Source organism: Lentzea sp. NPDC005914 (assembly GCF_040629405.1).
Lineage (GTDB): Bacteria > Actinomycetota > Actinomycetes > Mycobacteriales > Pseudonocardiaceae > Lentzea.
In genome coordinates this window covers 22,304-38,686 of sequence record NZ_JBEXVQ010000038.1, presented here as the reverse complement: position 1 = coordinate 38,686, position 16,383 = coordinate 22,304, and the positions used below count along the sequence as shown (strand labels likewise).

18 protein-coding genes are annotated in these 16,383 nt (G+C 71.1%); 14 read left to right on the top strand and 4 right to left on the bottom strand.

Translation table 11 applies throughout. From position 1 onward, the window contains the following. The first annotated feature begins 21 nt into the window (after positions 1 to 21). Positions 22 to 2,748, top strand: a complete 2,727-nt coding sequence (locus ABZ345_RS38055; protein WP_359859679.1) for a primosome assembly protein PriA — start codon at positions 22 to 24, stop codon at positions 2,746 to 2,748. Between the two features lie 25 nt (positions 2,749 to 2,773). On the opposite strand, the gene ABZ345_RS38050 is transcribed toward ABZ345_RS38055, so the two are convergent. Next, the gene (locus tag ABZ345_RS38050; protein WP_359859677.1) at positions 2,774 to 3,238 is read right to left on the bottom strand and encodes a hypothetical protein; all 465 of its coding nucleotides are present in this window, start codon (positions 3,236 to 3,238) and stop codon (positions 2,774 to 2,776) included. 65 nt (positions 3,239 to 3,303) lie between these two features. On the opposite strand from ABZ345_RS38050, the gene ggt reads away from it, so the two are divergent. Further along, positions 3,304 to 5,073 (top strand): gamma-glutamyltransferase, encoded by a 1,770-nt coding sequence (gene ggt, locus ABZ345_RS38045; RefSeq protein ID WP_359859675.1) that lies wholly within the window; start codon positions 3,304 to 3,306, stop codon positions 5,071 to 5,073. Positions 5,074 to 5,177: 104 nt separating this feature from the next. On the opposite strand, the gene ABZ345_RS38040 is transcribed toward ggt, so the two are convergent. Both ABZ345_RS38040 and ABZ345_RS38035 read right to left on the bottom strand, forming a co-directional pair. Then, on the bottom strand, positions 5,178 to 5,696 hold the full coding sequence (locus tag ABZ345_RS38040; RefSeq protein WP_359859673.1) for a DinB family protein: 519 nt from the start codon (positions 5,694 to 5,696) through the stop codon (positions 5,178 to 5,180). A gap of 11 nt (positions 5,697 to 5,707) precedes the next feature. Next, entirely contained in the window at positions 5,708 to 5,962 is a 255-nt protein-coding gene (locus ABZ345_RS38035) for a hypothetical protein (protein WP_359859672.1), read from the bottom strand. 120 nt (positions 5,963 to 6,082) lie between these two features. Here ABZ345_RS38035 and ABZ345_RS38030 point away from each other — a divergent pair, with 120 nt between their 5' ends. From ABZ345_RS38030 to ABZ345_RS37975, 12 genes are all read left to right on the top strand, one after another. After that, on the top strand, positions 6,083 to 6,232 hold the full coding sequence (locus ABZ345_RS38030; RefSeq protein WP_359859670.1) for a hypothetical protein: 150 nt from the start codon (positions 6,083 to 6,085) through the stop codon (positions 6,230 to 6,232). Between the two features lie 48 nt (positions 6,233 to 6,280). Further along, positions 6,281 to 6,829: a peptide deformylase gene (def, locus tag ABZ345_RS38025; protein WP_359859668.1), complete on the top strand. Its 549-nt coding sequence runs from the start codon at positions 6,281 to 6,283 to the stop codon at positions 6,827 to 6,829. A gap of 2 nt (positions 6,830 to 6,831) precedes the next feature. Next, complete coding sequence (fmt, locus tag ABZ345_RS38020) at positions 6,832 to 7,758, top strand: methionyl-tRNA formyltransferase (RefSeq protein WP_359859666.1); 927 nt, start codon at positions 6,832 to 6,834, stop codon at positions 7,756 to 7,758. A 490-nt stretch (positions 7,759 to 8,248) separates the two neighbouring features. Then, on the top strand, positions 8,249 to 9,685 hold the full coding sequence (locus tag ABZ345_RS38015; RefSeq protein ID WP_359859664.1) for an RsmB/NOP family class I SAM-dependent RNA methyltransferase: 1,437 nt from the start codon (positions 8,249 to 8,251) through the stop codon (positions 9,683 to 9,685). A gap of 249 nt (positions 9,686 to 9,934) precedes the next feature. Further along, positions 9,935 to 10,429: a flavoprotein gene (locus ABZ345_RS38010; RefSeq protein ID WP_359859662.1), complete on the top strand. Its 495-nt coding sequence runs from the start codon at positions 9,935 to 9,937 to the stop codon at positions 10,427 to 10,429. 314 nt (positions 10,430 to 10,743) lie between these two features. Continuing rightward, positions 10,744 to 11,409: a ribulose-phosphate 3-epimerase gene (gene rpe, locus ABZ345_RS38005; RefSeq protein WP_359859786.1), complete on the top strand. Its 666-nt coding sequence runs from the start codon at positions 10,744 to 10,746 to the stop codon at positions 11,407 to 11,409. 14 nt (positions 11,410 to 11,423) lie between these two features. Beyond that, positions 11,424 to 12,407: a bifunctional diaminohydroxyphosphoribosylaminopyrimidine deaminase/5-amino-6-(5-phosphoribosylamino)uracil reductase RibD gene (gene ribD, locus ABZ345_RS38000; protein WP_359859784.1), complete on the top strand. Its 984-nt coding sequence runs from the start codon at positions 11,424 to 11,426 to the stop codon at positions 12,405 to 12,407. A gap of 8 nt (positions 12,408 to 12,415) precedes the next feature. Beyond that, positions 12,416 to 13,036 (top strand): riboflavin synthase, encoded by a 621-nt coding sequence (locus tag ABZ345_RS37995; RefSeq protein WP_359859660.1) that lies wholly within the window; start codon positions 12,416 to 12,418, stop codon positions 13,034 to 13,036. Beyond that, positions 13,033 to 14,295, top strand: a complete 1,263-nt coding sequence (locus ABZ345_RS37990; RefSeq protein WP_359859658.1) for a bifunctional 3,4-dihydroxy-2-butanone-4-phosphate synthase/GTP cyclohydrolase II — start codon at positions 13,033 to 13,035, stop codon at positions 14,293 to 14,295. Before ABZ345_RS37995 ends, ABZ345_RS37990 begins: the two co-directional genes overlap by 4 nt. Next, on the top strand, positions 14,292 to 14,789 hold the full coding sequence (gene ribH, locus ABZ345_RS37985) for a 6,7-dimethyl-8-ribityllumazine synthase (protein ID WP_359859656.1): 498 nt from the start codon (positions 14,292 to 14,294) through the stop codon (positions 14,787 to 14,789). Before ABZ345_RS37990 ends, ribH begins: the two co-directional genes overlap by 4 nt. Further along, the gene (locus ABZ345_RS37980; protein ID WP_359859654.1) at positions 14,786 to 15,217 is read left to right on the top strand and encodes a PH domain-containing protein; all 432 of its coding nucleotides are present in this window, start codon (positions 14,786 to 14,788) and stop codon (positions 15,215 to 15,217) included. The genes ribH and ABZ345_RS37980 overlap by 4 nt, the downstream gene beginning before the upstream one ends. 36 nt (positions 15,218 to 15,253) lie before the next feature. Continuing rightward, complete coding sequence (locus ABZ345_RS37975; protein WP_359859652.1) at positions 15,254 to 15,913, top strand: dihydrofolate reductase family protein; 660 nt, start codon at positions 15,254 to 15,256, stop codon at positions 15,911 to 15,913. Here the strand turns inward: ABZ345_RS37975 and ABZ345_RS37970 are convergent. Next, positions 15,910 to 16,335, bottom strand: a complete 426-nt coding sequence (locus tag ABZ345_RS37970; RefSeq protein ID WP_359859650.1) for a DUF1761 domain-containing protein — start codon at positions 16,333 to 16,335, stop codon at positions 15,910 to 15,912. The two genes, ABZ345_RS37975 and ABZ345_RS37970, sit on opposite strands and share 4 nt — an antisense overlap. Positions 16,336 to 16,383 lie beyond the last annotated feature (48 nt).

Below are 16,383 nucleotides of genomic sequence, written 5' to 3'. Positions count from 1 at the left end.
CCTGTCTGATAGACCAAGAGCATGAGCGAGAAGACCGGGGCAAGACGGGGCGAACGAGTCCCCGCGGCCGAGCTGCCGGTCGCCCGCATCGTGGTGGACGTGCCGCTGGCCCACCTCGACCGCCCCTTCGACTACGCGGTTCCGTCCGAACTGGACACAGCCGCCCAGCCGGGCTGCCGTGTCCGCGTCCGCTTCGCCGGCCAGCTGGTCGACGGCTACCTCCTGGAACGCACCGAAACCTCCGACTACGGCAAGAAGCTGGCCTTCATCGAAAAGGTCGTGTCACCCGAACCAGTCCTGGCACCGGAGATCGCCGCCCTGGCCCGAGCCATCGCCGACCGGTACGCGGGCGGCATGATCGACGTCCTGCGCCTGGCCATCCCACCCCGCCACGCCCGAGCCGAAGCCGCCGCCTCACCCGCCCCGGCACCCCTGCCCCAGGACCCGGCCTGGGTAGGAGCCGCCCCGACGCCGCCCCTCGCCTCACCGGACGCGGAGCCCACTCCGCCTTCGGCCGAGGCGGTGCAGTCGTCGCCCGCCGACACCGAGGCTGGTGGTGCCGCCGACGCCTCCGCTGACCCCGCCCTCGCGGCGCCGGGCGGATCGCCGGACGACTCCTCGGCCCCAGCAGCAGGTCCGGCAGCAGCGGCCCCAGCAGCAGGGGGTCCAGCACCAGCGGGTCCGGCAGCAGGGGGTCCAGCACCCGCGGGTCCAGCACCAGCAGTTGGCCCGCCAGCAGCCGGCCCACCGCCAGCGGATTCAGCACTGGTCGACCCAACGCCAGCTGACCCAGCATCGCCGGCCAGCCCACCTTCGCCTGTGGCCCCGGTGTCTTTCGCAGCCCCAATACCGCTCGCCGACCTGGCATCGTCCGCGCCCTCAGCATCTCCAGCGGCCCCGCCCCTGGCGCCTGCCCCGGCATCGCGCGCGGTCTCGGCATCGTCTGCGGACGAGCCATCACCCGAGCCATCCGGCGTCGTTTCCACAGCTTCGTCCGGCGTCTCCGCGGGCTCCCCAGCAGCCCCCGCGCCCCCAGCGGCCTCTGCCTCGTCCCCGTCCTCGCTCGCGGCCCCAGCATCGTCTGCGGACGAGCCATCAGCTGAGCCATCCGGCGCCGTTTCCGCAGCCTCGTCCGGCACCTCCGCGGAGCCCTCGGCGGGCCCCGCGCGTTCCCAGCTGCCCCCGGTCCCCGCCGATGCCTGGTCCCGCTACCCCCGCGGCCCCAAATATCTCGAAGCCCTCCGCACCGGCCGCCCCGCCCACGCCGTCTGGCAAGCGCTTCCGTCCGAAGACTGGCCCGCGCGACTGGCCGAAGCCGCTGCCGCGGTCGCGTCCACCGGGCGGGGGGTCGTCATCGTCGTGCCCGACCACCGCGACCTCGCCCGCGTCGCCGAGGCGTGCGGCCGGCTCATCGAAGGCGTGGTCACCCTCTCCGCCGACCTCGGGCCGTCGGAGCGCTACAAGCGCTGGCTAGCTGTGCGCCGAGGGGTCGCCAGGGTCGTGGTCGGCACCCGCGCCACCGCGTTCGCCCCGATCAAGGATCCCGGGCTGCTCGTCGTGTGGGACGACGGCGACGACCTCCACGTCGAGCAGCGGTCGCCGTACCCGAACGTGCGCGATGTCCTGGTGCAGCGCGCGCACATGTCCGGTGCGGCGTTGCTGATCGGTGGGTTCGCCCGGACCGCCGAGGCTCAGGTGCTGGTCGAGACGGGCTGGGCGCACGAGATCGTGGCTTCCCGGGAGACGCTGCGTGCTGTGGCGCCGCGCGTGGTGTCGGTGGGCGACAACGAGTGGCAGGACGTCAAGGACCCCGCCGCCCGTACCGCGCGCCTGCCGTCCATCGCCTTCGACGCCGCCCGGTTCGCCCTGGCCGACTCGCCTGTTCTCATCCAGGTACCGCGCCGCGGCTACGTGCCCGCGCTGGCGTGCGGGCAGTGCCGGGGGCCAGCTCGCTGCCGCAGGTGTGCGGGGCCGCTCGCGTTGCCCGGCGGTACCGAGGAGGGGCTGCCCAAGCCCGCTTACTGCCGGTGGTGCGCGGCGACGGAGGCCAGTTTCCGGTGCCCGACGTGCGGGTCCCGCAGGCTGCGCGGCCAGATCATCGGTGCCCGGCGCACGGCGGAGGAGCTGGGGCGGGCGTTCCCGGGGTATCCGGTGCGGACCAGCGGCGCCGACGAGGTCCTCACCAAGGTGCCGGGCAAGCCCGCGCTGGTCGTGGCGACGCCGGGCGCCGAACCCGTCGCCGAGGGCGGCTACGGCGCGGTGCTGCTGCTCGACGGCTGGGCGTTGCTGGGCCGGGCCGACCTCAGGGCCTCGGAGGAAGCACTGCGGCGGTGGATGACGGCCGCGGGACTCATCCGTCCGGGCAACGGACGCGTCGTCGTCATCGCGGACTCCTCGCTGACGCCGGTGCAGGCCCTCGTGCGCTGGGATCCCGTGTGGCACGCCGCCACCGAACTCGCCGCGCGGACCGAGCTCGGGTTCCCGCCCGCCGTGCGGATGGCGACCGTCGACGGCACCCCGGACGCGGTCAACGCCCTGCTCGACGAGCTGCACCTGCCGCCCACCGGTGAGATCCTCGGACCGGTGCCGCTGGGCGACGACGAGACCAAGGAACGGGCGCTGGTCCGGGTCGCCCGCAACGAAGGCCGCCAGCTGGCCGCAGTCCTGGCCGAGGCGCAGGCCGTGCGGACAGCCCGGAAGGAACAGGAGCTGGTGCGCATCAAACTCGATCCGCTCGAAGTGCTGTAGGCCCCGCGCCGATCTCGGTGGCAGGTCAGTTTTCGTAGTAGGAGCGCAGGTTCGCGACGTGCGAGCGGATCTCCTCGTCGGTGAGCTTCTCGTACTCCAGGTACTCGCTCATGTACGTCATCAGGTCGCCGCGCTCCGGATGGTCCTCGCTGGCGATCACGTGCGCCGTCGTGCCCGCGATCCCCGCCGGGAACAGCAGGAAGCCGTCGAGGCCCGCCATGGTGTCGAAGGAGGCGTTCTTGGCCTCCCACAGCGTCCAGACGTCCTCCTCGCGGCCGCACTCCGCGAGCAGCAGCGCGGCGAGGCCCATCGCCTCGCTCAGACCCCAGCCCTCGTGGTGCGCGGCGGTCTCCGCGGCGAGGAGGTGACGCAGCAGGTCGGCGTCGCCTTCGCGGCGGTCGCGCAGGAGCATGCGCAGCGCGTCCTCGCGGTCGGCCTCGTCGAGCGGGGTGTTCGCGAAATCCGTTCGCAACCGGTCAAGATCGATCACCTCCGCACCTTAGGCCTTCCTCAAGGGGTGTTGCCATCCGGTCACAACGGAGTAGAAGAACACGCATGTTGCGAACGGTCGCCGCCCTGACGCTCTCCGTCGTACTGGTCGCCCCTGCTCAGGCAGGCGCGGCGGAAACACCTTTGCGCGTGCCCGAACAGGTCGGCTGGGGAGGCGCAGTCTCCAGCGTGGACCCCGACGCGTCCCAGATCGGCATCGACGTGCTCCGCCGAGGTGGCAACGCCGTCGACGCCGCCGTCGCCACCGCTGCCGCGCTCGGCGTGACCGACCCGTTCTCCGCGGGCATCGGAGGCGGAGGCTTCTTCGTCTACTACGACGCCCGCACCCATCGCGTGTCCACTCTGGACGGACGTGAGACCGCCCCGCGTGCGGCGACCGACCAGCTCTTCGTCGAGAACGGCACGCCGTTGCCGTTCGCCGAGGCCATGACCAGCGGCCTGTCCGTCGGCGTTCCCGGCACGCCCAAGACGTGGCAGCAGGCTCTTCGCAAGTGGGGCTCGCTGAACCTGCGCGAGGCCATGGCGCCCGCGGAAGCGTTGGCGCGGCGCGGTTTCGTCGTCGACCAGACGTTCAACACCCAGATCGCGAACAACGCCGCCCGCTTCGCCGACTTCACCTCGACCCGCGACCTCTACCTGCCGGGCGGGCAGCCGCCGGCGGTGGGCAGCACGTTCCGCAACCCGCAGCTCGCCGACACCTACCGCGAGCTGGCCCGCACCGAGCTCGCCTCCCTCTACGGCGGCGCGGTCGGCCGCGAACTCGTGCAGACCGTCCAGAAGCCCCCGGTCGCACCCGGCTCGACCCGGAACGTCCGCGCGGGCGCCATGGAGATCTCCGACCTGGCCCGCTACCAGGTCGAACGCCGCGAGCCCACGCACACCCGCTACCGCGGCCTCGACGTCTACGGCATGGCCGCGCCGTCGTCCGGCGGCACCACCGTCGGCGAGGCCCTGAACATCCTCGAGTCGACCGACCTGTCGAAGGCCAGCGACGTCCAGTACCTGCACCACTTCATCGAGTCGACGAAGCTCGCCTTCGCCGACCGCCTGCGCTGGGTGGGCGACCCGGCCTTCTCCCGCGTGCCGACCGACGGCCTGCTCTCGCAGAAGTTCGCTGACACCCGCGCGTGCCTGATCAAGCCCGACGCCGTCCTGCTCGCCCCGCAACCGGCCGCCGACCCGGCCAACCCCAAGCCCTGCGAGGCCACCGCGGGCCTGTCGAACCTGCGCGAAGACGCCGAACGCACCACGCACCTGACGGTCGCCGACCGCTGGGGCAACGTCGTCGCCTACACGCTGACCATCGAGGCGGAGGGCGGCAGCGGCATCGTCGTCCCCGGCCGCGGCTTCCTGCTCAACAACGAGCTCACCGACTTCGAGTTCGTCGCCCCGACCGCCGGCGTCCCGCACCCGAACCTCCCCGGCCCCGGCAAGCGCCCGCGCTCGTCCATGGCCCCGACCATCGTGCTCGACCACGGCAAGGTCCAGCTGGCCGTCGGCTCGCCGGGCGGCTCGACCATCATCACCACAGTCACCCAGATCCTGACGGGACGCCTGGACCGCAACATGTCCCTGCGTGACGCCGTCGCCGCCCCGCGCGCCTCCCAGCGCAACGCGGCCACCACCCCGGCCGAGGCGGAGTTCATCGCCGCCGCGACCACCCGGGGCCTGCAGGCCATCGGCCACACCTTCAGCCAGAACGCCGAAATCGGCGCCGCCACGGCCGTCGAACGCGCGAAGGACGGCCGCTGGCGAGCAGTGGCCGAACCGACGCGGCGCGGCGGAGGCGCCGCCCGCGTGGTGTGGGTGGGCTGAGAACCACCGCACGAAAAGACCGCAGGCCCGGAGAACTCCGGGCCTGCGGTCGTTTCGACGCGGGGAAGAGCATCTCCGCGCTCACGAGGTGCTTCGGACCCGCGCTACTTGTTCGTGCGGCCGTCGACGGCTTCGCGGATGAGATCGGCGTGGCCGTTGTGCTGCGCGTACTCCTCGATCATGTGGATGTAGGCCCACCTCACCGACATCTTGCCCCACCGCGCGTGCACGAAGGTGTCGTCGAGGTCTCGCGTGGCCACGGCCGCGCGGGCCTCGGCCATTTCGGCGACGAGGTCGGCGTACTCGGACTCGGCGCGGTGCGGGTCGAGGTGCTCGAAAGCGGCGTCCCAGTTGGGAGGCTCGCTGTAGCGAGCTTTGACGTCCTCGCCCGCTATGCGGACGCGGAACCAGACGCGCTCCACGTCGGTCAGGTGCCGGATCAGGCCCAGCAGGGTCAGGTTGGACGGGGGCGTGGAGGCCGTGGCGAGCTGCTCGCCGGTCAGGCCCGCGCAGTTCTGCAGGAAGGTGGCGCGATGGCGGTCCAGCCACGTTTCCAGCATCGGGCGGTCTGGGCCGAGGAAGGGTTCGTCGGGCAGTTCTACTTCCGGTGCCGTCCAGGTCATGTGTCCCGACACTAGGCAACGCCGCCGACGTAGACGATCTGATTATCAGCGTTGCGGGCTGTGACGTGCAGGACGTCGAAGGACAGCCGCACGCCGCTGCCGCCGGGCCGCCCGCCGCTCGCCGAGCAGGACGAGCTCGACGGCCGCCCGTGCGCCGCGGGGGAGGCGTTCGACGGCTGGCCTTGCGGCGGAACTCGGAGCGCGCCAGGTTTGGGCGTCGTCGGGCACGGCGGCCGCCCCGCCCAGCTCGGTCGCATCAGCCTCATGACCTGGAGGTGTCCACCTTCTGGCCGAGTGGTGCGGGTGATCTTCCTACCTCGGGCTGACGTGGTCTCGATACTGCGAGCCGATGCGGGCTGACCTGCGCGAACGGCATAGTTCGTGTCATGACGACGCACACTTTCACCAGCGCCCCGGCAGCCCACCTCAACTTCCACGCGCTGGTGCGCCCGGTGCTGACGGCATTGCGGTTCACCGGCCACTTCCTCGTGGCGCTGGTGGGCGTGATCTTCCTCGGCAGCGCGTCCGAGCACTGACCGCGCTCCTCGTAGACTGGCCTCCAGTCCACCACGAGGAGCACTGCGTTGACCGTCCAACCCATCCGCCTGTTCGGCGACCCGGTGCTGCGCACCCCCGCCGTCGAGGTCGCCGACTTCGACAAGGAACTGCGCACCCTCGTCAAGGACCTGTGGGACTCGATGCAGGACGCGGGCGGAGCGGGACTCGCCGCGCCTCAGCTCGGTGTCGGGCTGCGGGTGTTCACCTACCACTGCGACGGCTTCGCGGGACACCTCGTCAACCCGACCTGGGACGTGGTTGGCGAGGAGATGCAGGAAGGCCCCGAGGGCTGCCTGTCCATCCCCGGCATGTCGTGGGACTGCAAGCGCCACCTGCACGTCGTGGCCAAGGGCTGGAACATGCACGGTGAGCCCGTCGAGGTCGAAGGCACCGAGACGCTGGCCCGCTGCATCCAGCACGAGACGGACCACCTCGACGGCGTGCTCTTCCTCGACCGCCTCGACGCCGACACCCGCAAGCTGGCCATGAAGGAAATCCGGCAGGCCGAGTGGTTCGACGGTACGGTCCCCACCTTGAAGCAGAGCCCGCACCCACTCTTCGGCAGGTCCAGCTGACCATGCGACTCGTGTTCGCCGGTACGCCCGAGGTCGCACTGCCCTCGCTGCGCGCCCTCATCGACTCTCCCCGCCACGACGTCGTCGCCGTGGTCACCCGCCCCGACGCCCCCTCCGGCCGGGGCCGCCGTCTCGAACGTTCCCCGGTGGCCGCCCTGGCCGACTCGGCCGGCATCGAGGTGCTGACGCCCGCGAAGGCGGGCGAGCCCGAGTTCCTGGACCGCCTGCGCGCACTCGAGCCCGACCTGTGCCCGGTCGTGGCCTACGGCAACCTGCTGCCGCAGCGGACGCTCGACATCCCCCGGTTCGGCTGGGTCAACCTCCACTTCTCCGTGCTCCCGGCCTGGCGCGGCGCCGCGCCGGTGCAGGCCGCGGTGCGCAACGGAGACGACATCACGGGCGCCTCGACGTTCCGCATCGTCCGCGAGCTCGACGCGGGCCCGGTGTTCGGCGTCGTGACCGAGAAGGTCCGCGACCGCGACACCTCCGGCGACCTGCTGACCCGGCTGTCCGAGTCCGGCGCCCACCTGCTGCTGTCCACTGTGGACGGCATCGAGGACGGCACCCTGCGCGCCGTCGAGCAGCCCCAGGACGGCGTCACGTACGCCGCCAAGATCACCGTCGAGGACGCGCGCCTCGATTTCCGGACGCCCGCCGTGGCCGTCGACCGCCTCGCCCGTGCGGTCACGCCGGAACCCGGCGCGTGGGCCGAGTTCCGGGGCGAGCGGTTGAAGCTCGGCCCCGTCACGCCCGTGGACGACGTGACCCTGCCCGCGGGCGAGGTGCTCGTCGAACGCAAGCGCGTGCTCGTGGGCACGGCGACCACCGCCGTGGCCCTCGGCGAGGTCCAGGCGCAGGGCAAGAAGCGCATGGCCGCCACCGATTGGGCACGCGGCGTGCGCATCGAGGCGGGGGAGCGCATCGAATGAGGCGCTCCACGACCAGGACGCGCGGCATCGCCCCGGCTGCCGAGGTGCGGGCAGCAGCGGGTCTGGCCCCGGTGGATCGGGCGCAGGGCCGTAGCACGGTGCCGAGCGGGTCGTTGGCTGCTGCGGAGTCGAGGTGTGGCGTTGCCGAGCCCGCGCAAGACCGGCGTGGACCGAGGCCGGCTCACACCGGCCGGACGAGCCGCCCTCGTGCCGGGATGGGTGTGTGGCTCACTCACGCCAGCAGGGCGTATGGCGGTGGCGCGGCAGGCCGGTTGTTGGTTGGTGCCTCCTCGGGGTGTGGTGCTGTCGCGCATGCTCGCGTGTGGACAGGGCCGGGACGTAGTGGTCGGATGGACAGTTGCCGTGGTGAGTTGGGCTTGAGGCTCGCTCGTGACGGTGAGAAGCAGTGCCGGGGCATGGCGTTCGGACGCTTGCCGGCAGACACGAACTTGGCGCGCGTTGGTCGTGCCGCAGCAGGAGAGTGCATCGCATGACCGGCTACTCGCGAGGAGCCTCCAAGCCGTCCCGTCCGCGCAGGCCGCACCCGCCGCGCCGGCGTACCGGGCCCGCACGGCCGCCCGTGGAGGACCCGGCACGCCTTGCCGCGCTGGAGACGTTGCGGGCGGTGCGGCAGCGCGACGCGTACGCGAACCTCGTGCTGCCGCAGATGTTGCGCGAGCGCCGCATCACTGGCCGTGATGCCGCGCTGGCCACCGAGCTCACCTACGGTGCGGCGCGAGCCCAAGGGCTGCTCGACGCCGTCATCGAGGCGTGCTCCGACCGCCCGCTGTCCGAAGTGGACGGTTCAGCGCTCGACGCGCTGCGGCTCGGTGCGTATCAGCTGCTGCGCACGCGGATTCCTTCGCACGCCGCGGTCGCCTCGACCGTCGACCTCGTGCGGGCCGAGCTCGGCTCGGGGATCGCCGGCTTCGTCAACGCCGTCCTGCGCCGGATCGCCGAGCAGGACGAGGCCGCCTGGGTCGACGAGCTCGCGCCCGACCCGGACACCGACCCGATCGGCAATCTCGCCTTCACCCACGCCCACCCGCGCTGGATCGCGCAGGCGTTCGCGGAGGCCCTCGGCAGCCGTGAAGAGCCGCTGAAGCGAGCCCTCGAGGCCGACGATGCACGGCCGGCCGTGCACCTGGTGGCACGTCCTGGCGAGGTGAGCGCCGACGAGCTCGCCGCCATCACGGGCGGCGAAGTGGCGCCGTACTCGCCTTACGGCGTGCACCTGGAGGCCGGGGCGGGCGACCCGGGCGATCTCGAGCCCGTCCGGGAACGCCTCGCCCACGTGCAGGACGAGGGCAGCCAGCTGTGCGCACTGGCCCTCACGCGCGCGCCACTGGAGGGCACTGACGACCGCTGGCTGGACCTCTGCGCGGGCCCCGGCGGCAAGGCCGCGCTGCTCGCCGCACTGGTCGGCATCGAAGGCGGCGAGCTGATCGCCGTCGAGAAGGCACCCCACCGCGCCGAGCTCGTGCGCAAGCTCACCTCAGGCCTGCCGGTGACCGTGCACGTGGCCGACGGCCTCGAGACCGACTTCGTCGAAGGGGCGTTCGACCGCGTCCTGGTCGACGCGCCCTGCACCGGTCTCGGTGCGCTGCGCAGGCGCCCGGAGGCGCGGTGGAGGCGCCAGCCCGCCGACGTCGGCACGCTCACGAAGCTGCAGCGCGAGCTGCTCACCGAGGCGTTGCGACTGGTGCGTCCTGGCGGCGTCGTGGCTTATGTCGTGTGCTCACCTCATCTCTCTGAAACCGTCGGGATCGTGACGGACGTCGCGCGGCGGACGGGGGCCGAAGTGCTGGACACGCGGGAGTTCTTCCCGGGAGTTCCGGACCTCGGGGAAGGGCCGCACGTCCAGCTCTGGCCTCATCTGCACGGCACCGACGCGATGTTCTGCTCGGTGCTGCGACGGCCTGTTTGAGCGCTCGGGAATGACGTTAGCGACGGGGTCTGACAGGTTCGGGCTCCGTCGGCCCGTATCGGGGTGGGATGGCTACGGGTTCACCGGTTCGAGTGATGAGCCGGTGGTGCGGACGCCCATGATCCCGGTGCCCGGCATGTCGGGAGCGGGGAAAGCCGACCGTGCGGAACCTGTTGGCGCAGAACGGATATCGCGCGGAGTGGAACAGCCGGCGGCGCTCACCGGACCACCCGACCTAAGATCGTCCACATGACACGTGGGCTGCTCGGACTGGTCGCGTCAGGCTGCGGCGGCGTCGAGACCTGGTTCCGCACCGACCTCGCCGAACCGGCGGCGCGACGCGGCTGGCGCCTGGCCATCACCCTCACCCCGGCGGTCGTCCCGTGGTTCGAGGAGGCGGGCGAGCTCGACGAGCTCCAAGCCCTCACGGACCTGGAGATCCGCTGGAACCCGCGCATGCCGAGCCAGCCCAAGCCCTACCCGACGCCGGACGCGTTCATCTTCGCCCCGGCCAGCGCGAACTCCGTGGCCAAGCTGGCCCTGGGCATCGGCGACAACCAGGCGCTGACCGCGTTGAACGAGGCCATCGGCGTCGAGAGCTGCAAGGTCGTCGTCAGGCCCCACGCCAACGCGGACAAGCGCCGTCACCCCATGTGGGACACGCACATCGCGACGCTCACCCGGGCGGGCGTGATCATCACCGACGAACCGCCGGCCGCGCTGCTCGACCTGCTCGAGCCGTAACGCGGCCTGAGGCGAGATTCGTCATCGCGCCCGCGATTCTGGGGCCGGACGAGCTCGAAGCCGCGCATCGGGTGAACCTGGCCGACGCGGCGTAGTCGGTCGAGCGGTTCGAGGAGGCACCCAGGCTCCCTGGCGGGTGACCGGTCAGCATTCCCCCGAAGATCGTCGCGGCGAGGGACGCGCTCGAAGCGGCGCCGCTGAAGTTCGCGGACGTCGCGCGCGAGCACGCGAGTTAGGCGCGTCACCGACGAGGCTCCCGGCAGGCTTCCCGACCTGCTGGACACCTAGACTTCACCCTTGTGGTCCACACGCCGATGATCGCCCCCAGCATCCTGTCCGCCGACTTCGCGCGCCTCGCCGACGAGCTCGCCGCGGTGCCCACGTCGGACTGGATCCACGTCGACGTCATGGACAACCACTTCGTGCCGAACCTGACGCTCGGCCTGCCCGTGGTGAAGTCGCTGCTCAAGGTCACCGACATCCCGATCGACTGCCATCTCATGATCGACGACCCGGACCGCTGGGCCATCGGGTACGCCGAGGCGGGCGCGTACAACGTGACGGTGCACGTCGAGGCCGCGCAGGACCCCGTCGCGCTGGCCAAGAACCTCAAAGCCGCGGGCAGCAAGGCGGGCTTGAGCATCAAGCCCGGCACGCCGCTCGAGCCGTACGTCGACGTGCTCAAGCACTACGACACGCTGCTGGTGATGTCGGTCGAGCCGGGCTTCGGCGGGCAGAGTTTCATGGCCGACGTCCTCAAGAAGGTGCGCCAGGCCCGCCACCTCGTCGACACCGGGCACCTCAAGCTGCTCGTGGAGATCGACGGCGGCATCAACGCCGACACCATCGAACAGGCCGCGCAGGCCGGTGTGGACTGCTTCGTCGCCGGGTCCGCCGTGTACGACGCCGCCGACCCCGGCAAGGCGGTCGAGGCACTGCGCGCCCAGGCAGCCGGAGCCCAGGGAATCAGGACCACGTGACGCCCGAGGACGCGATGGTGCTCGCCATCGCGGAGAGCGAACGGGTGCGAGGCTCCACCAGCCCCAACCCGCCGGTCGGCTGCGTCATCCTGGACGAACACGGCAAAGCGGTTGGCTTCGGCGGCACCCAACCGCCCGGCGGCCCGCACGCCGAGGTGATGGCGCTCAAGGAAGCCGGCACGAAGGCACAGGGCGGCACGGCCGTGGTCACGCTCGAGCCGTGCTCGCACTTCGGTCGCACGCCGCCGTGCACCGAAGCGCTCGCGGAAGCCGGCATCAAGCACGTCATCCACGCTGTGAGCGACCCGAACCCCAGGGCTGCGGGCGGTGCGCGACGTCTCGAAGAAGCCGGCATCACGGTCGAGAGTGGTCTACTCGCAGACGAGGTCAGCAACGGTCCACTGCGCGCGTGGCTGCACTACGCGCGCACGGGACGTCCACACGTCACGTGGAAGTACGCGGCGTCACTGGACGGCCGGATCGCGGCGCGAGATGGCACCAGCCAGTGGATCAGCTCGGAGACCTCCCGCAAGGAGGTTCACGGCATGCGCGCGAAGCTCGACGCCATCATCGTCGGCACCAACACGGTCAAGAAGGACGACCCGGCGCTCACGGCGAGGGACGATGACGGAATGCCGTTGCCCCGCCAGCCGTTGCCCGTGGTCGTGGGCATGAGCGACCTGCCGGACGGCGCCAGGCTCCGGCACACCGCGCTGCACGTGCGGACGCACGACCCGGACGAGGTCCTGGCCGTGCTCGCCGGGCAGGGGGTCGTCGACGTGCTGCTGGAAGGCGGTCCAACTGTGGCCGGCGCGTTCTGGCGTGCTGGGAGGATCGACCGCGTGCTCGCATACATCGCGCCCACGCTGCTCGGGGACGGCCCCGCGGCGGTGCTGGACGCGGGCGTGTCAACCATCACGGACGCTGTCCGGTTGACCGTCGAAGACGTCACCATGAGCGGACCGGACTTGCGGATCAGCGCGGTTCCGCAAATTTAGGAGGAGCGGTGTTCACCGGGATCGTCGAGGAACTCGGCCACGTGGTCGCGACGCAGGACCTGCCCGACGCGGCACGGATCCGCATCGCCGGACCGATCGTGACCAGCGACGCGAAGCACGGCGACTCCATCGCGGTGAACGGCGTCTGCCTCACCGTCGTGGAGGTCGAGGACAACACCTTCACCGCCGACGTGATGCGCGAGACCCTCGTGCGCAGCAGCCTCGCGAAGGTCGCCGCGGGGGACAAGGTCAACCTGGAGCGCGCGGCCGCGGTCGGCCAGCGCCTCGGCGGCCACATCGTGCAGGGCCACGTCGACGACGTCGGCACGATTCTCTCGCGGGAGAAGGCCGAGCACTGGGAGATCGTCCACATCGGACTGCCGCCCAAGCTCGCCCGTTATGTCGTGGAGAAGGGCTCGATCACGGTCGACGGCGTGTCGCTGACGGTCGTGAGCGTGTCGGAGGACCAGTTCTCCGTGAGCCTGATCCCCACCACGCTCGACCTCACCACGCTCGGGCACCGGCTGCCGGGTTCCGTCGTGAACCTGGAGGTCGACGTGCTGGCGAAGTACGTTGAACGACTGGCCGTCCCGCACCTGCGGGCCATCGCGGGCGAGGAGACCCAGTGAGCACCGACTTCGCTCAGATCGAGCGGGCGATCAAGGACATCGCCGCCGGACGGCCCGTGGTCGTGGTCGACGACGAGGACCGCGAGAACGAGGGCGACCTGATCTTCGCCGCCGAGAAGGCGACGCCGGAGCTGCTCGCGTTCATGGTGCGCTACACGTCCGGCTACATCTGCGTGCCGCTCACCGAGCCCGACTGCGACCGGCTCGACCTGCCGCCGATGTTCCACACGAACCAGGACGTGCGCGGCACCGCCTACACGGTCACCGTCGACGCGCGCGAAGGCGTCAGCACCGGCATCTCGGCCGCGGACCGCGCCCGCACGATCCGGCTGCTCGCCGACCCGACCTCGAAGGCCAGCGACTTCAACCGTCCCGGCCACGTCGTGCCGTTGCGCGCCAAGGCAGGCGGCGTGCTGCGCCGTCCTGGCCACACCGAGGCCGCCATCGACCTGGCGCGCCTGGCCGGGTTGTCCCCCGCCGGCGTGCTCTGCGAGATCGTGTCGCAGAAGGACGAGGGCGACATGGCCCGCCGCGACGAGCTCGAGGTGTTCGCCGCGGACCACGACCTCGCGATCATCACCATCGCGGACCTGATCGCGTACCGCCGCCGGGTCGAGACCCAGGTCGAACGCGTGGCGGAGGCCCGGATCCCGACCGCGCACGGCGTGTTCACGGCCGTCGGCTACGACAGCCTGCTCGACGGCATCGAACACGTCGCGCTGGTGTACGGCGACATCGGTGACGGCGAGGACGTGCTGGTGCGCGTGCACTCCGAGTGCCTCACCGGCGACGTCCTCGGCTCGCTGCGCTGCGACTGCGGCCCGCAGCTCGACGCGGCGATGGAAGCCGTTGCGGCACAAGGACGTGGTGTCGTGCTGTACATGCGCGGCCACGAGGGCCGCGGCATCGGCCTGATGCACAAGTTGCAGGCCTACCAGCTGCAGGACCAGGGCGCGGACACCGTGGACGCGAACCTGGCGCAGGGCCTGCCCGCCGACGCGCGCGACTACGGCACGGGCGCGCAGATCCTCGTCGAGCTGGGCATCAAGTCCATGCGGCTGCTCACGAACAACCCGGCCAAGCGCGTCGGACTGGAGGCGGGATACGGTCTGCGGGTGCTGGACCGGGTGCCGCTGCCGATCTCCCCGAACCCGGAGAACCTGCGGTACCTGCGCACCAAGCGCGACCGGATGGGCCACGAGCTGAACCAGCTGGAACAGTACGAGGCCGTTGTTTCCGCTACGGAGGACCAGGAATGAGCGGCGAGGGCCGTCCAGAGCAGACTCAGCTCGACGGCAAGGGCCTGAGCGTCGCGATCGCCGCGACGCGCTGGAACAGCAAGATCACCGACCAGCTCCTCGAGCGTGCGCTCAAAGCCGCCGAGGACGCCGGTTGCGTCGACACGACCGTCGTGCGCGTGGCGGGTGCGATCGAGCTTCCCGTTGTGGTGCAGGAGCTCGCGCGTCACCACGACGCCGTCGTCGCGCTGGGTGTGGTGATCCGCGGCGGCACCCCGCACTTCGAGTACGTGTGCGACTCGGTGACCGACGGGCTCACGCGCGTCGCGCTGGACGAGTCGACGCCGGTCGGCAACGGCGTGCTGACGTGCAACACCGAAGAGCAGGCGATCGCCCGTTCCGGTCTGCCGGACTCGGTGGAGGACAAGGGTTACGAGGCGACCGTGGCCGCGATCGACACCGCGCTGGTGCTGCGCGGCCTGCGTCAGCCGTGGACCGAGCGGGGTTTCGAGTGACCGTCCTGGTGTTGCGTCCCAAGAAGATCCGCCGCGTCGCGTGGGCGTGCGCGATCGGCCTGGTCGCCGTGTTCACCGTCGTCGGGCTGCTGCTGGGCAACACCCCGACCGGCGTGATCTTCCGCGCCTCCGACCAGGTCGCCATGATCGTCCTGGGCGTCCTGCTGGCGGGCGGCGTGCTGCTGCTGACCCGCCCGCGCGTCACCGCCGACGCCTCGGGTGTCGACGTGCGCAACGTCGTGACGTCTCACCACTTCGAGTGGAAGGACGTGCTCTCGGTGAGCTTCCCGGACGGTGCCGCGTGGGCCCGCCTGGAGCTGCCGGAGGACGAGTACATCTCGGTGATGGCCGTGCAGGCCGTGGACCGCGAGTACGCCGTCTCGTCCGTGCGCGCGCTGCGGGAGCTGCACAAGTCCGCACGAAACTAGCGATGAGTTCGGCCTGCCAGAGGAGTCTTCACCTACATGACTCAATTGCTGCGAGTGCAGAACTTCGGCGTCTCGATCGACGGGATCGGCGCGGGGGAGAACCAGCGCCTCGACCAGCCGTTCGGTGACGGCGTCGACCCGTGGCGGCTGTTCAGCTGGGCCGGCGCCACCGCGAGCTGGCCCAACCGCACCGAACCCGGTGGCAGCCGAGGCCTCGACGACTACTTCACGCGTGACTTCGCGCAGAACATCGGCGCCGAGATCATGGGCCGCAACAAGTTCGGCCCGCAGCGCGGCCCGTGGACCGACCACGAGTGGCAGGGCTGGTGGGGCGACGAGCCGCCGTTCCACACCCCGGTCTTCGTCCTGACCCACCACCCGCGGCCGTCGTTCACGCTGGGTGACACCACGTTCCACTTCGTCGACGGTGACCCGGCTTCGGTTCTCGAGCAGGCGCGGGAAGCCGCCGGGGGCAAGGACGTGCGGCTCGGGGGCGGGGTCTCGACGATCCGGCAGTTCCTCGACGCCGATCTGATCGACACCCTGCACGTGGCGGTCTCGCCGTTCGAGCTGGGGACCGGACTGGCGCTCTGGAAGTCACCGGAGGACCTGCTCGACCGGTTCCACCTCGACGTGGTGCCCAGCCCGAGCGGCGTGACGCACCACCTGTTCTGGCGGCGCCAGGACACGGCCTAGGTCCAGAGGCCCAGGATCGCGCCCGCCAGCGCGAGTCCGACGATGTGGTAGCCCGCTCCGATGGCCGCGAAGGTCTTCGGTGCGGGCTTCGTCATGTCGAAGGTGCCCGTCACGAAGACGACCGGCAGCGCGACGCCGATTCCGATGACGAGCCCGAGCAGGATGCCTTCCATGATGTTGTCGGTGCTCGACGCGGCACCGACCATCGCCGTCGCGAGCGTGGCGGTGAAGCAGGTGGCCAGCGGCACGACGTAGATGCCCGCGCCCGCGTTCTCCGGTGGGTTGAGATCCCACCCGGCGGCCCGTTGCCAGGCTCGGCCGAACGCGAACTCCGCGTACCACAAGGCACCCAGCGCGAAGTACGCGATGGTGGCCACGATGACGGCTAACCAGTTCAGGTCGCCGAGCACGGTCAAGCTCATGACGTCTCCCGCGGTGATCAGGGTGACTTGGCATCGCGGGGTGAACGT

Bases quoted from the DNA above. Each gene is read 5' to 3' on its own strand.
- ABZ345_RS38055 (WP_359859679.1), top strand. From the start codon at position 22: ATGAGCGAGAAGACCGGGGCAAGACGGGGCGAACGAGTCCCCGCGGCC.
- ggt (WP_359859675.1), top strand. From the start codon at position 3,304: ATGTTGCGAACGGTCGCCGCCCTGACGCTCTCCGTCGTACTGGTCGCC.
- ABZ345_RS38040 (WP_359859673.1), bottom strand. From the start codon at position 5,696: ATGACCTGGACGGCACCGGAAGTAGAACTGCCCGACGAACCCTTCCTC.
- ABZ345_RS38035 (WP_359859672.1), bottom strand. From the start codon at position 5,962: ATGAGGCTGATGCGACCGAGCTGGGCGGGGCGGCCGCCGTGCCCGACG.
- ABZ345_RS38030 (WP_359859670.1), top strand. From the start codon at position 6,083: ATGACGACGCACACTTTCACCAGCGCCCCGGCAGCCCACCTCAACTTC.
- fmt (WP_359859666.1), top strand. From the start codon at position 6,832: ATGCGACTCGTGTTCGCCGGTACGCCCGAGGTCGCACTGCCCTCGCTG.
- ABZ345_RS38015 (WP_359859664.1), top strand. From the start codon at position 8,249: ATGACCGGCTACTCGCGAGGAGCCTCCAAGCCGTCCCGTCCGCGCAGG.
- ABZ345_RS38010 (WP_359859662.1), top strand. From the start codon at position 9,935: ATGACACGTGGGCTGCTCGGACTGGTCGCGTCAGGCTGCGGCGGCGTC.
- rpe (WP_359859786.1), top strand. From the start codon at position 10,744: ATGATCGCCCCCAGCATCCTGTCCGCCGACTTCGCGCGCCTCGCCGAC.
- ribD (WP_359859784.1), top strand. From the start codon at position 11,424: ATGGTGCTCGCCATCGCGGAGAGCGAACGGGTGCGAGGCTCCACCAGC.
- ribH (WP_359859656.1), top strand. From the start codon at position 14,292: ATGAGCGGCGAGGGCCGTCCAGAGCAGACTCAGCTCGACGGCAAGGGC.
- ABZ345_RS37975 (WP_359859652.1), top strand. From the start codon at position 15,254: ATGACTCAATTGCTGCGAGTGCAGAACTTCGGCGTCTCGATCGACGGG.
- ABZ345_RS37970 (WP_359859650.1), bottom strand. From the start codon at position 16,335: ATGAGCTTGACCGTGCTCGGCGACCTGAACTGGTTAGCCGTCATCGTG.